Origin of the sequence: Couchioplanes azureus (assembly GCF_014648355.1) — a bacterium.
Classification (GTDB): domain Bacteria; phylum Actinomycetota; class Actinomycetes; order Mycobacteriales; family Micromonosporaceae; genus Actinoplanes; species Actinoplanes azureus.
The window spans coordinates 208,858-220,621 of the sequence record NZ_BMQY01000002.1; the positions used below are offsets into that span (position 1 = coordinate 208,858).

Annotated in this window: 17 protein-coding genes; 5 read left to right on the forward strand and 12 right to left on the reverse strand. The window is 74.7% G+C overall.

Annotated features, from left to right (window positions below; translation table 11 throughout):
- Nucleotides 1-28: 28 nt before the first annotated feature.
- The 3 genes from IEY99_RS08140 to IEY99_RS08150 are packed head-to-tail and all read right to left on the reverse strand — an operon-like array spanning nucleotide 29 to nucleotide 934.
- The gene (locus IEY99_RS08140) at nucleotides 29-181 is read right to left on the reverse strand and encodes a hypothetical protein (RefSeq protein WP_189201035.1); all 153 of its coding nucleotides are present in this window, start codon (nucleotides 179-181) and stop codon (nucleotides 29-31) included.
- Nucleotides 148-702 (reverse strand): DUF2231 domain-containing protein, encoded by a 555-nt coding sequence (locus IEY99_RS08145; protein ID WP_189201037.1) that lies wholly within the window; start codon nucleotides 700-702, stop codon nucleotides 148-150. The genes IEY99_RS08140 and IEY99_RS08145 overlap by 34 nt, the downstream gene beginning before the upstream one ends.
- A gap of 4 nt (nucleotides 703-706) precedes the next feature.
- A complete protein-coding gene (locus IEY99_RS08150) occupies nucleotides 707-934 on the reverse strand; it encodes a hypothetical protein (RefSeq protein ID WP_189201039.1) in 228 nt (75 codons plus the stop codon).
- A 207-nt stretch (nucleotides 935-1,141) separates the two neighbouring features.
- Here IEY99_RS08150 and IEY99_RS08155 point away from each other — a divergent pair, with 207 nt between their 5' ends.
- A complete protein-coding gene (locus IEY99_RS08155) occupies nucleotides 1,142-1,867 on the forward strand; it encodes a CPBP family intramembrane glutamic endopeptidase (protein WP_229798324.1) in 726 nt (241 codons plus the stop codon).
- Here the strand turns inward: IEY99_RS08155 and IEY99_RS08160 are convergent.
- The 5 genes from IEY99_RS08160 to IEY99_RS08180 form a co-directional block, all read right to left on the reverse strand.
- A complete protein-coding gene (locus IEY99_RS08160; protein WP_229798326.1) occupies nucleotides 1,864-2,889 on the reverse strand; it encodes a YhjD/YihY/BrkB family envelope integrity protein in 1,026 nt (341 codons plus the stop codon). The genes IEY99_RS08155 and IEY99_RS08160 overlap by 4 nt on opposite strands.
- Nucleotides 2,886-3,452, reverse strand: a complete 567-nt coding sequence (locus tag IEY99_RS08165; RefSeq protein ID WP_189201041.1) for an Rv1733c family protein — start codon at nucleotides 3,450-3,452, stop codon at nucleotides 2,886-2,888. The genes IEY99_RS08160 and IEY99_RS08165 overlap by 4 nt, the downstream gene beginning before the upstream one ends.
- An 11-nt stretch (nucleotides 3,453-3,463) precedes the next feature.
- A complete protein-coding gene (locus IEY99_RS08170) occupies nucleotides 3,464-3,904 on the reverse strand; it encodes a DUF7144 family membrane protein (protein WP_189201043.1) in 441 nt (146 codons plus the stop codon).
- A 56-nt stretch (nucleotides 3,905-3,960) separates the two neighbouring features.
- Nucleotides 3,961-4,467, reverse strand: a complete 507-nt coding sequence (locus IEY99_RS08175; protein WP_189201045.1) for a DUF1269 domain-containing protein — start codon at nucleotides 4,465-4,467, stop codon at nucleotides 3,961-3,963.
- 68 nt (nucleotides 4,468-4,535) lie between these two features.
- Complete coding sequence (locus IEY99_RS08180; protein WP_189201047.1) at nucleotides 4,536-4,766, reverse strand: hypothetical protein; 231 nt, start codon at nucleotides 4,764-4,766, stop codon at nucleotides 4,536-4,538.
- Between the two features lie 132 nt (nucleotides 4,767-4,898).
- Here IEY99_RS08180 and IEY99_RS08185 point away from each other — a divergent pair, with 132 nt between their 5' ends.
- The 3 genes from IEY99_RS08185 (at nucleotide 4,899) to IEY99_RS08195 (ending at nucleotide 6,582) form a co-directional block, all read left to right on the forward strand.
- Nucleotides 4,899-5,441 carry a hypothetical protein gene (locus IEY99_RS08185; protein ID WP_189201049.1) on the forward strand — a complete coding sequence of 181 codons (543 nt, stop codon included), beginning with the start codon at nucleotides 4,899-4,901 and terminating at the stop codon, nucleotides 5,439-5,441.
- 212 nt (nucleotides 5,442-5,653) lie between these two features.
- The gene (locus tag IEY99_RS08190; RefSeq protein WP_189201051.1) at nucleotides 5,654-6,163 is read left to right on the forward strand and encodes a hypothetical protein; all 510 of its coding nucleotides are present in this window, start codon (nucleotides 5,654-5,656) and stop codon (nucleotides 6,161-6,163) included.
- Nucleotides 6,160-6,582 (forward strand): RDD family protein, encoded by a 423-nt coding sequence (locus IEY99_RS08195; protein ID WP_229798327.1) that lies wholly within the window; start codon nucleotides 6,160-6,162, stop codon nucleotides 6,580-6,582. The genes IEY99_RS08190 and IEY99_RS08195 overlap by 4 nt, the downstream gene beginning before the upstream one ends.
- A 1-nt stretch (nucleotide 6,583) precedes the next feature.
- On the opposite strand, the gene IEY99_RS08200 is transcribed toward IEY99_RS08195, so the two are convergent.
- Complete coding sequence (locus IEY99_RS08200; RefSeq protein ID WP_229798329.1) at nucleotides 6,584-7,372, reverse strand: metallophosphoesterase family protein; 789 nt, start codon at nucleotides 7,370-7,372, stop codon at nucleotides 6,584-6,586.
- Nucleotides 7,369-8,709 (reverse strand): diacylglycerol/lipid kinase family protein, encoded by a 1,341-nt coding sequence (locus tag IEY99_RS08205; RefSeq protein ID WP_189201053.1) that lies wholly within the window; start codon nucleotides 8,707-8,709, stop codon nucleotides 7,369-7,371. The genes IEY99_RS08200 and IEY99_RS08205 overlap by 4 nt, the downstream gene beginning before the upstream one ends.
- A 154-nt stretch (nucleotides 8,710-8,863) precedes the next feature.
- Here IEY99_RS08205 and IEY99_RS08210 point away from each other — a divergent pair, with 154 nt between their 5' ends.
- Nucleotides 8,864-9,730: a M48 family metallopeptidase gene (locus IEY99_RS08210; protein ID WP_229798331.1), complete on the forward strand. Its 867-nt coding sequence runs from the start codon at nucleotides 8,864-8,866 to the stop codon at nucleotides 9,728-9,730.
- A gap of 110 nt (nucleotides 9,731-9,840) precedes the next feature.
- Here the strand turns inward: IEY99_RS08210 and IEY99_RS08215 are convergent, their stop codons facing one another.
- Both IEY99_RS08215 and IEY99_RS08220 read right to left on the reverse strand, forming a co-directional pair.
- Nucleotides 9,841-10,173, reverse strand: a complete 333-nt coding sequence (locus tag IEY99_RS08215) for a hypothetical protein (protein WP_189201057.1) — start codon at nucleotides 10,171-10,173, stop codon at nucleotides 9,841-9,843.
- 148 nt (nucleotides 10,174-10,321) lie between these two features.
- Nucleotides 10,322-11,755: a DUF2252 domain-containing protein gene (locus tag IEY99_RS08220; RefSeq protein WP_229798333.1), complete on the reverse strand. Its 1,434-nt coding sequence runs from the start codon at nucleotides 11,753-11,755 to the stop codon at nucleotides 10,322-10,324.
- Between the last annotated feature and the right edge of the window lie 9 nt (nucleotides 11,756-11,764).

Here is an 11,764-nt window from a genome sequence, read left to right on the forward strand (position 1 = left end):
GCTCAGCCCGGCGATCGCGTCGCGGCCGTCACAGACCTTCCGCGGGCACGGGTTCGCCGGTCCTGACGTCCGGTGTGCGGGACCGGCCGGCGACCGTACGCCCGCCCGCGCGGCGCCGGTCCACCGCGGACTCGACGGCCCACGCGATCAGCGACCCGCCCGCTGCGGCCAGGAACGGCATGACGACGAGGATGCCGTAGTCCGGCCGGGCCGGCCGGACGTCCCGGGCACCGGGCGCGGTGTGGGAGCGCCGGGCCGAGATCCTGCGACGGTGCGGCATGGAGTCCTCCGATCGAAACGACTGCCGGCGTCCCGGGCGCCGAACCACAGGGCGAATCCGGCCAGGCCCAGGCCCAGGACCTCGAGAACCACCAGGCCCGGCCCCGCCGTACGGTCCGGTGTGCGCATCCGGACCAGCAGGACGACGGCGAACACCACCAGCACGGCCAGATCGAGCAGCGACCGCACGGTCTCCCGCCGCCCGCCCCCGGCGACCAGGCTGTCGATCCGCACGGCGACGGCCGTCACCGTGCCGCCCACCAGCCCGGCGACGACCGTGCAGTACGCGAGCGCGCCGAGCAGCCTCGGCGTGCCGAGGAGCTGGAACACGTCGAGGATGACCGCCACGGTCAGCAGACCGGCCGGGAACATCAGCAGCAGGGGCTGTACGGCGTTGCCCCGGACGCTCAGACGGGTCTCCATCGAGCTAGGACACGACGGCCGGAGCCGCGGGTCCTCCTGGGCTGTCGGTGGTCACCGGGGCGGGGCCGGCGGCGGTCTGCGTACCGGTGCCCCGGGCACGGCGCGCCGAGCGTTTCCGCACCGCGACCGTCATCCCGCCGACGACCGCGACGGCGCCGGCGACGACGGCCGTGCCGACCGCGCCGGTGCGGGCCCGGGCCTTACCGCGGCGCCGCGAACTTCTCTTGATCATCCTGGGCCTCCCTCGAGCTGGGTGTCCTTCCCGTGGCCGCACTGCCGTGCCGGGACGGCCGGCTGTGCCGCCTTCGGAGGGGACGTCGGTGCCAGCATCGACCGCATGCCGGGCCCGGCCTTCATCCCTGCGGAGTGACCCGGCCGGCGTCCCCGGGCATCCGGGAGGGATGAGGCAGCCGCGGGGCGTGGCGCGGACCCTGAACGGGTGGCAGCCAGGCCGTCGACCCGCGAGACGGCGACCGGTCCCGCTTTGTGCGCGACGGTCGCGGTGCTGGTGGCGGTCGCGACCGCCGGGCGGTTCGGGCCGCCGGGCGCCATGCTGCTCGCCGGGCCGCTCGGGGCCGCGGGGCTGCTGGCGCTGGCCCGCGGTGCCGGGCTGAGCGCCGACGACGTGGGCATCGGCCGCCGATCGTGGCGGCGCGGCGCGGCGTACGCCCTGGTGTGCGTGTCGGTGGTCGCCGCGGGGTACGCGGTGGCGGCCCTGATACCCGCCCTGCGCCCCGCGTTCCTGGACACGCGGTACCGCAGCGGTCCCGGTGCTGCGGTGACGGCGGCGCTGCTCCTGGTCCCCCTCGGCACCGTCCTGTTCGAGGAGGTCGCCTTCCGCGGCGTCCTCTGGGGACTGCTGCACCGGCGGGGCGGCGCCACCCTGGCGACCCTCGTGTCGTCGGGGCTGTTCGGCCTCTGGCACGTGCTGCCGTCGCTTCGGCTGCACCGCGTGAACCCGGCCGTCGCGCAGATCGTGGGGCCGGGCCGGAACGGGCAGCTCCTCGCCGTGGCGGGCGCGGTGGTCTTCACCGCGGCCGCCGGGGCGGTGCTGTGCGAGCTGCGCCGGCGCAGCGGCAGCCTGCTGGCGCCGGCCGGGCTGCACTGGGCGGTCAACGGGCTCGGCATCCTGGCCACGGCCGCCCTGCTGTCCGCGCCGGGCTAGGAAGCGTTGCTTCGCAGGCGGGACTCGATGCGCTGACCCGGGACGCGCTCTTGTTCCCGGGCCAGGAGCGCGAGGGCGTGGGCATCCGCCTCGGTGGGCCGGCCCCGGTCGAGGGCACGCGGCCAGAGCCGGGCCTCGCGCACCGCGGCGATCTCCGCGGTGAGCACCAGGGCGTTGCTCAGGACGTACAGCAGCGTGAACATGCCCGCGACGGTGGCGAATCCTCCGTAGACGGGCCCCGCCCGCCGCACCAGCCCGGGCAGGACGGCCGCGCCCAGCTCCAGCGTGAACGTGATCGTGACCGCAGCGGGCACCGCGGCCGGCCAGAGCGCCCGCACGGGCGCCGGACGGGCCAGCAGCAGGCGGGCGACCAGCACCAGGACGACGAAGACGATCGCACCCTCGCCGGCGACCGCCACGGCCCGGGACGCCTCCGGCAGGCCCGGGTACGCCGTGACGACCACGACGAGGCCGCCGACGGTGACCGCGCCGCCCAGGATGAGCAGCAGCGCCGCCACCACCCGGACCGGACCGGACACTCGTGCGGTCCGCCGCCGGTACGGCACCGCGGCGAGATGGTTCAGGGTCTGCGACGCCGCGAAGACCACCCCGGTGCCGGCCAGCAGCAGACCGGCGAGCCCGGCGATGAAGGCCGCAGCGGACTCCGGCAGGGCATCCGCCGCGCCTGCGACGGTGGACTGCAACGACGGCGGCACCATGGCCAGGAACAGCCGGTGCCGCAGCTCCGCACGCTCGGGAAAGACCCTGGCGACGACCGTCTGCGCGAGCAGCAGCGCCGGGAAGATGCTGAGGAAGCCGTAGTAGGTGATGAGAGCCGCTTCCCGGCCGCCGCCGTCGTCGGCGTACTTGCGGAGCACGGCGAACGGGAATCCGAGCATCGCGCGCCGCTGTTGCAGGCGGTCCAGCCGCTCCAGGACGCGGCCGGCCCGGGCCGGGGCGGCGCCGGCGCGCTGGCACACCCCTTCACCTCGGCGGACGAGCGCGAGCCCGGGCGGTGTCATCGCCGGCTCCATTGCGGTCCGACGACCTGCCACTGCGCCTCCCACGAGCGCAGCCGCCGGCGGTCGAGGCGCCAGACGACGATGCGGCGCACGCCGCCGAGGCCGGCGACCACGGCGCCCCCGGCCAGCACCGCGGCCAGCATGGCGTCCGCCACGGGACTGCGCCGGGCGGGCTTGGGAACCGTCCGGCCGTGGTCGTCGAGCCAGATCGGCACCGGGCTGCCGGCCCGGGTGCCGGCCGGGGCCGAGATCATTCCGGACCGGGCCGCGCCGTCCGGCCCGGTCCACCGGGCCCGCACCGGGACGGTTCCCGCCCCGGGCCCCGCGCCGCCGTCCGGGCCGGCCGCGTCCTCCACCAGGACGGCCACCACCGGGACGCGATGCTGCCGGTCCCAGGCGACCGCCTGCGCGACGCCGCGATAGGTCGTGCTCGCCGCCCACCATGCCGCGCCCGGCGCGGCGAGGAGTGTCGTCGTGACCAGGACCAGCGTGAGCCACGCCTGCACCCGGTCCGTGCCGCGGCGCAGCGGGACCCGGGCCCACGGCATCCGCCTGCGCCACATGCCGGTCCCCCTCATGTGCGGCCGTACGCGCCGGCCACCTCGGCGCCGTGCGCGGCCACCGCATAGATGACGATGACGGTCATGGCGATGGCGGTGACGGACCACACCGGATGGACGGCCACGAAGGCGAAGTTCACCAGCGCGGCGGCACCCGCCAGCAGGATCGCGGTGACGCGCGCCCAGCGGAGCCCGCGGATCAGCCCCACGCCCGCCGTCGCGGCGACGGCGCCGATCACGAGGTGCCACCAGGCCAGCGCCGTCAGCCCCACGGGCAGCAGCAGATCCGCGCGGCCGCCGGCCAGCGCCTCCGGGCGCAGCAGGGCGACGACGCCGGTGCCGGCGTGCACCGCACCCAGCAGGACGAGCATGACCCCACCGAGCAGCACCACCGCGACCCATGCCGTGGCCTCGCTGTGCTCCACGCCGGCGTACGGCGCACCCTCTGCCGACATCGCATCCTCCGCGATCTGTGCGGTGCCCGGCCGCCGGCCGGGCACCTCTGCCCCGGCTACTCGGTGGACGTCCTGGTCTCCTCGCCGTGCAGCGCCTTCTGCAGCTCGACCTCGGTCTCCTTGGAGAGCGAGGACTTGAGCACCGTGCCGCCGAAGCGGGCCAGTCCCTCGACGGCCTTGTCGGGCGTGACCTGCTCGACCACGAGGAACAGCGCCGAGGTGCCGGGCTGGAGCATGTCACGCACCTGGGACTGGAACTCCTTGTTGATCGCACCCTTGGTCATCTTGCCCATCAGGGCGCCCAGGCCGGCGCCGACGGCCATGCCGAGAACCGGGATGAAGAACAGGAGGCCGAACAGCAGACCCCAGAACATGCCCCAGGTGGTGCCTCCCTTCACCGCGTGGTGGTTGGTGGTGACGTGGAACTTCCCCTCGCGGTCACGGATGATCGACGCGATGGCGTCGGGCTGGATGATGAGGTCGTTGGCGAGCCGCTGGGCCTCCAGCGACGCGGCCGTCGCGGTGGTTTCGTCGGGGTAGCCGATGGCGACGAGTGTTGCCATGATCCGTACACATCCCTTCGCTGAACTGCACCGGGCACCCAGTCAGCCATGCGCCGCCGCGACGGGCCTCATTCCGTACGAATGAAGCACTGGCCGGCGCGCCCGGGCAGGGTGTCGCCATGGGCGTGCGCTATGAGATCTGTGTGGAAGGCTTCATCGGCCCGGTCCTGCGTTGTGCGTTCGCCGGAGTCCACTGCCGGACCGTGAGCCGGCAGTCGACGATCCACGCGCGCCTGTCCGCCGAGGGGCTCCGGCGGCTGCTGGCCGAGCTGGACCGCTGCGGCGTCGAACTGATCCACGTGCGGTGCCAGGACGACCCCGGCACAGGCCGGTCACCCTCGATGGATGAGGCGGCGCCACGGGTGGCACAGGACCATCGGCTGCGGGGTGATTCTCGCCCTTCTGTCCGGTCGGGAAGGGAGTTGCAGCAGATGTCCATCGGTCCGGTCCAGATGATCGTCCTGGGTTTTTCCCAGCCGAACTTCCACGGTGAGGTCATCGCGGAGCTGGAGAAGCTCCGCAAGAGCGACACCGTGCGCGTCATCGACGCGCTCGCCGTCTACAAGGACGCCCGCGGCGACCTGGAGGTCGAGCACCTGAGCAACTTGTCCACCGAGGAGGCGGTGGAGCTGGGCAGCAAGATCGGCGCGCTGGTCGGGCTCGGCATCGAGGGCGAGGCCGGCATGGAGGCCGGGGCCGCGGCGGGCGCCGAGACCGCCGCGACGACCGGCCTGCACGCCTTCACCGACGCGGACGCGTGGGACATCATCGAGGAGATCCCCAACGACAGCGCCGCGGCACTGCTCCTGATCGAGCACCACTGGGCCGTACCGCTGCGCGACGCCATCTTCCGGGCCGGCGGCTACCGGATCGGCGACGGGTTCATCAGCCCCCTCGACCTCGTGGAGATCGGCCTGGCGACCGCGCAGGAGGCCAAGGAGCTGCACGACCTCGAGACCGCGGCGGCCCGCTGACGGCCGCCGCCGACGAAGAAGGAGGAGGTACGGACGTGTTCGGATCCCGCCGGGTGGCCCGGCGCACGGCCCGCCGCACGGCGCGGCGCGTGTCCCGCCGTCGCCGCTGACAGCGCATCACCACGGATGCAGCCGGACCGGGTCCGGCTGCATCCGTGTTTTCATCCCTTCCGGGTGGCGCGGCCCGGGCCGCGAGGCCGCATCGTCGGGGCATGACCACCACGGACCCGGTTGCGCAACGAAGGATCTCCCTGTGGGGCGACGCGGCGGTGGGCGCGGCGTTCGAGGCGGAGGCGGCCGCGGCCCGCCTGGTCCGCGACCTCCGCCGGGTCGCCGAGGAGCGGCGGCGGCACCTGCGCGAGTGGGCCGAGCGCGGTGCGGCCGAGCGGGAACGGTACCGGCGGCGGACCGCGCAGGCGGCCGAAGCGGCGGTCGCGGCCGTCGCCACCTCCCCACTGGTCGACCGCATCGTGGACAACCAGCTCCGGCGCGTGCTGCGCCCGGTCGTGCACGCGGTGCTCGACGACGTCCTGCTGCTGCTGGAGAAGGAGCCCGACCGGATTCGCACGCTCATCCGCGGCCAGCGCGAGAGCATGGTCGACGAGCTGGTCGGCCGGTTGCGGGCCGGCGCGGAGGCCGGCGACACCGCGGTGGACCGGCTGACCTCCCGCATGCTCCACCACGGGTCCGGACCGCAGCCGGCACCGCCGGGCGACCTGTGAGAGTGCCGCGCGAGTACGCCGGGCCGGTCAGCCGGACGATCGCGTACGTGCTGGACGCCGTCATCGTCGCCGTCCTCTTCACCGGCGCCACCGCCGTGGCCGGCGTGATCGCGGCGGTCGTCGGCGTCCAGGAGATCTCCCGGGCCGTCGCCTCCGGATACCTGCTGGTGCTGCCCGCCCTGCTGGCGGCCTATCACGCGCTGTTCTGGGCGCTGGCCGGCCGGACCCCCGCCATGGCGCTGCTCGGCCTGCGGGTCGTCGCCGTCCGTTCGCCTCGCCTGTCCTGGCCGTCGGCCATCGTCCGGGCGGTGGTGCTGGCGTACTTTCCGGTCGGCGCGGTGTGGGCCCTGGTGGACCGCCGCCGGCAGGCGGTCCACGACAAGCTGGCCCGGACCGCGATGATCCGGGTCGGGCACTGACTCACCGCCGGCGCGGCCACCGTCGGGTGGCACCGGGACACCAGCCGGAGGCCGTCTCCAGACGTTCCTCGACGGCGATCCCCTGCCCGTCCACCCGGATCACGGTCCACGACCGGCCGACTCCCCGGGTACGCCGGCTGACCGCGGTGCCCGCCACGACCTCGACCAGCCGGTGCCGGGTGCCCGGCACGCGGACGAGGCCCGCCGCCGGCACGTGGGTGTGCCCGGCCAGCAGCAGGTCCACCCGGGCGGCCGCGAGGGCCCGGAACAGGCGCCCGCGACCGGCTACCCGGGCCAGGCCGGTCGCCCGGGGCGGATGGTGCAGCGCCAACAGCCGGACCGACCCGGAGGGCGCGGCGCCGAGGACGGTCGCGACGGCGTCGCCCTGACGCCGCGACACCCGGCCGCTCTTCCAGCGCCAGGCCGGCGCGGAGTGCAGCCCGAGCGCGGTCAGGCCGGGCAGCCGCACCACCGGGTCGAGGCCCGGCTGCACCAGACGCCGGTAGCGCCGGTACGGCGCCACCAGCCGCGCGACGCTGACCAGGGGCACGTCGTGGTTGCCGGGGACCACGAGCAGGGGCCCGGGAAGCCGGTCGAGCAGCTCGCGCGCCTGGCGGAACTGGCGGACCCGGGCGCGCATGGTGCAGTCGCCGGTGACCACGGTGAGCGCCGGGCGCACGGCCGCGACGTCGGCGACCACCGACTCCACGGCCTGCGGATCGTGGGCGCCCAGATGCAGGTCCGACAGGTGCGCGACGACGAGCACGCCGGCGGCGCCCGGTGCGGTCACGCCCGGCCGCCGGACAGGGCCAGCCGGCGCAGCCGGGTCCAGTCCAGCTCGGGCCGGGGCACGCCGGTGCCGGGGCGCCGCCGCGGCACCCGGACCCGCAGCGCGCCCGGCCGGATCGCGCACCGCACCGGCGTGGGCATGGTCAGGGCCTCGCCGTCGACGCCCACGGGCACCGACGGCGCATCGGCGTCGATCACCGCCTCGTCGGCGGTGACCACGGTCAGCGCCCCCGACCGCCGCCGCCCGCGGACCAGCCCGGCCGCGTCGAACGCGTGGTGCACCGTGACGGCGAGAACCCCGAGCACGCCGGTGTCGAGCCGGGGCCGGTGCCCGAGGCCCGCGATGTCGCCGGTGGCGTACGGGTTGTTGCTGATGAGCACGGCCTGCGGGCCGGCCACCACCGTGTCGCCCGCGGACAGCCGCAGCCCGGGGCCGCGCTGGCCGGTCAGCAGGCCGGGCAGCAGGTCGAGGGTGGTCCGGGTCTTGTCGTCGCGGTAGGCCGGGCTCTGCACGACGGCCGCGTACGCGCCGAACGACGCGTTGTTGACGAACGTCCGTGATCCCACCAGGCCGAGGTCCACGCGCAGCTCCACCCCGTCGGTGAGAGCCTCGAGGCAGGTGGCCGGATCCTCCCGGTCGAGTCCCAGGTCGAGGGCGAAGTGGTTGCGGGTACCCGCCGAGACGACCATGAAGGGCAGCCCGTGCTCCGCGGCGATCCCGGCCACCAGGGCCTGCGTGCCGTCGCCGCCGGCGACACCCAGCAGGTCGGCTCCCTGGCGGACGGCCTGCCGGGCCAGCCCGGCCACGTCCGTGCCGGCGCCGTCCAGCAGGGCGACCTCGGCGCCGAGCGCCCGGGCCTTGCGCACCAGGTCGAAGCGGCCGACCTTGCCGCCGCCGGAGCGTGGGTTCATGATCAGGTACGGGCGGCGCGGCGGTGGCGTGTCGTACTCGCGGGGCCCGGCCGCGGATGCCGCCAGGGCCTGCCGCCCCGCGGCCAGGGCGGCCGACCAGAGCAGCGCGAACACCACGACGACCCAGACGAGCCGGGCGCGGGCGTACAGCACCGCGACGGTCAGCGGCGCGAGGACCATGACCGCGGCGGCCAGCCAGCGCAGCACTCCGCGGTGGGTCAGGAACCACCACACCCCGGCGAGCGCGGCCGCCATGCCCGCCACCGCGACGACGAGCAGGGCGACACCGCCGCGCAGGCCCGCGACGGCGAGCACGAGGACCGTCGCGGCGGCCACGGCGAGGAAGGCGAAGCGCGCCAGCCACCGCTGCGCGGGCCGCGTCGAGGCGGGCAGCACCGACACGCCGCCGGTTCCGGGGTCGATCATGACGCCATCGTCGCGCCCGGGACCGAGCTCCCGCCTCATCTCCGCAGGGTGAGCCGGCGGTGGACACCACTGCCATCCAGCCGGGATGAGGCGGCGGTCGCGCGTGCGGCGGACGCTGTGCCCGACCATCGGTCCCCGGGAAGAGGAGCACACTGTGTCGACGTCGACGCGCCAGCACACCACCGCCCACAGCCCGTTGCGACACCCGGCCGAGCTGCCGTTCTACACCTTCATGGCGATCCTCAACGTGCTCATCGTCGTCGCCATCGTGCAGGCCGCCGTGATGCTGCCGTACCTTCCGGAACGTCTCGCGGAGTCCGGATGGGCGACGGCGGTGCGGTCCGCGCTCCTCGCCCTGTTGCTCCTCGTCCCCGCGCTCATCGTGATCCGCGAGACGCAGCGGGCGTCCGTGCGCGGCACCGCCGTGGAGCTCTCACCGCGCCAGTACGGCGACCTGTACCGCACGGCGGACGACTTCGCGCACCGGCTCGGGCTGCGCCGCCGCCCGCAGATCTACCTCAGCAACGGCAACGGCACCCTGAACGCCTTCGCCGCCCAGGCGACCGGCCACGACTACGTCGTGCTGTCCAACGAGCTGTTCGTGAACCTGTACCACCACAACCAGGACGGTCTGCGGTTCATTCTGGGACACGAGCTCGGGCACATCCGGTTGCACCACGTGTCGTTGTGGTACCAGCTGTCCGTGGCGTACTCCGAACGGATCCCGCTGCTCGGGCCGGCACTGTCCCGGCTGCGGGAGTACTCCTGCGACCGGCACGGCGCCCACCTGTCGCCCCAGGGCATGACCGGCCTGGTGCTGCTCGCCTCGGGCCGGCACACCGAGAACGTCGTGGACGTGGACGAACTGGTCCGCCAGGGCCGGGCGCTGCGCGGATTCTGGGTCGGGCTCTCCCAGCTCCCGCGCTCACACCCGTTCACCGTACGCCGGCTGGAGCGCCTCTACCGCCTCGGCCTGTTCCACGGCCGGCTCCACAAGACCACGGCGGACACCGCCTCCTGAACGCCGCTCAGGACGCCTTTGGTGCGCGGGTGCCCGGCCGTCCACCGGGGGCACCCGCCACTGCGCAACCGATGGAACGACACCAGTCCGCTCGATCGGGCTCCTCGGCTCTAGAGCGTGCCGGTTTCCCCGCCTCTGCCGAAGGCTCCGCCACCCGACCCGGTGCCGGTCAGGAACTCCGCGCCGCGCCCGACCCCGCCGCCACCGACGCCCGTGCCGGAGAGGGCGTCCGTCCCGCGTGGGTGCCCACCGCCACCCGAGCCGATTCCCGGGATGGCTGCCGTGGTCAGCCCGTTGAAGCCCCCGATCGAGCCGCCTGCGAGGTCGGCGCTGTCCGATGCGGGAGTCCCGGTGCTGCCGCCGATCGCGCCACCGGCGACGAGAGCGCCGATCGCCGTACCGGCAACCGCCGTAGCGAACAGCATCATTCTTCTCGACTGCATGGATCATCCCCCTGATTGCCGGGCCGCCTCGATGCGGCCCGCGCCCGAATATAGGGCGGCCGGTCACGGCGTACGCCGCGCGCCGATCGACAGTGATCATGATCTCCTGGCCGGCGGGCATCGCCCACGGTCGACGTCGATACCCGCGCTAGACGCCCTCGCGGGCGGAGACCCGGCCGGAACGGACCGCGGCGACCAGGCACTGGTAGTCGCGCTCGTTGCGGTCCGCGTAGGCCTCGGCGAACTCCACCAGGGCCTGGTCGAAGGCGGCGTCGTCGCCGAGGTAGGCGGCCATGGCGATCCGGTCGCCGGTGCGGGCGTGGGCGCGGGCGAGGGTCCAGCCGCAGACGGCGCCGTACACCCGCAGCGCCTCGGGGTCCATCGTCGCGACGAGGGCCGAGCCCTTCCAGTCCCGCAGTTGCCGCACGGAGAAGTCGCGGGTGCGCCCGTCGATGCCCGCGAACGTCTGCCAGCCGAGGAAGATGTCGCCGGTGGCCTGCATCAGCCGCTGGCCGGACACGACCCGCTCCCCCTCGCTGCGCCAGGTGGCCGCGGGTCCGGCCGCCACGTACGGCGCCAGGACCGAGGGCAGCGCCTCCTTCACCTGCAACAGCAGCGGGTCGTCCTCGTCACGGCCGCTGAGCAGCACGACCCAGCAACGGGTGCCGACGCTGCCCACCCCGACGACCTTGCGAGCCATGTCCACGAAGCGGAACGAGCGGAACAGATGCCGTCTTTCCCCGGTCAGGGTGTCCGCGTAACCGGCCAGCAGGTCGCGCATCTGTGTCTCCAGCTCCGCCCGGCCGGTGTCCGGCAGCAGGTCCACCAGCGGCACGAGCAGCGGCGGGTCGGCGACGATGCGGCGCTGCCCGTCCACCAGCGCGGTCAGCTTGCGGAACGCCTGCATGCTGTCGCGCGTCCGCGCCTTCGCCTGGGCGGCGGCGATGCGCTTGCGACCGGCCTTGCTGATCTGGTCGCGCAGCAGGGCGGTCACCTCCTCGAGATCGGCGCGGGCGTACCAGACGTCCAGCTCCCGCTGGGCGGCGAAGCGGTGCATCGCCTGCCGGTACCGGCCCACGGACTCGCGCACGACCGCCGCGCGGACCTTGCGGCGCAGGCCGTTGTCGCGGGCCGCGACGACCAGGCTCGCCGCCAGGCGCTTGACGTCCCACTCCCAGAAGCCGGGATGGGTCTCGTCGAAGTCGTTGACGTCGAACACCAGCCGGCGCTCCGCCGAGGCGAACAGCCCGAAGTTGCTCAGGTGCGCGTCGCCGCAGACCTGGCACATCAGTCCGGAGACGGGGGTCCGGGCCAGGTCCGCCGCCATGACGACGGCGGCGCCGCGGAAGAACGCGAACGGGGAGGTGAGCATCCGGCCGTACCGGATCGGCACGAGCTCGTCCACCCGGGTCGCGTCCTGGGCCGTCAGCAGGCCGACCGGATCGGGCCGGTCGCGGTCGTCCGGCACGGCCGCGTGCGCCTCGACGGCCGTCCGCACGCGGGCCGCCCGTCCCGCCGCCTGCCTGACCTCCGGCGCCGGGTGGGCCGCCGCCGCTGTCGGGTGAGCCGTCCGCATTGCCATCGCGCACCT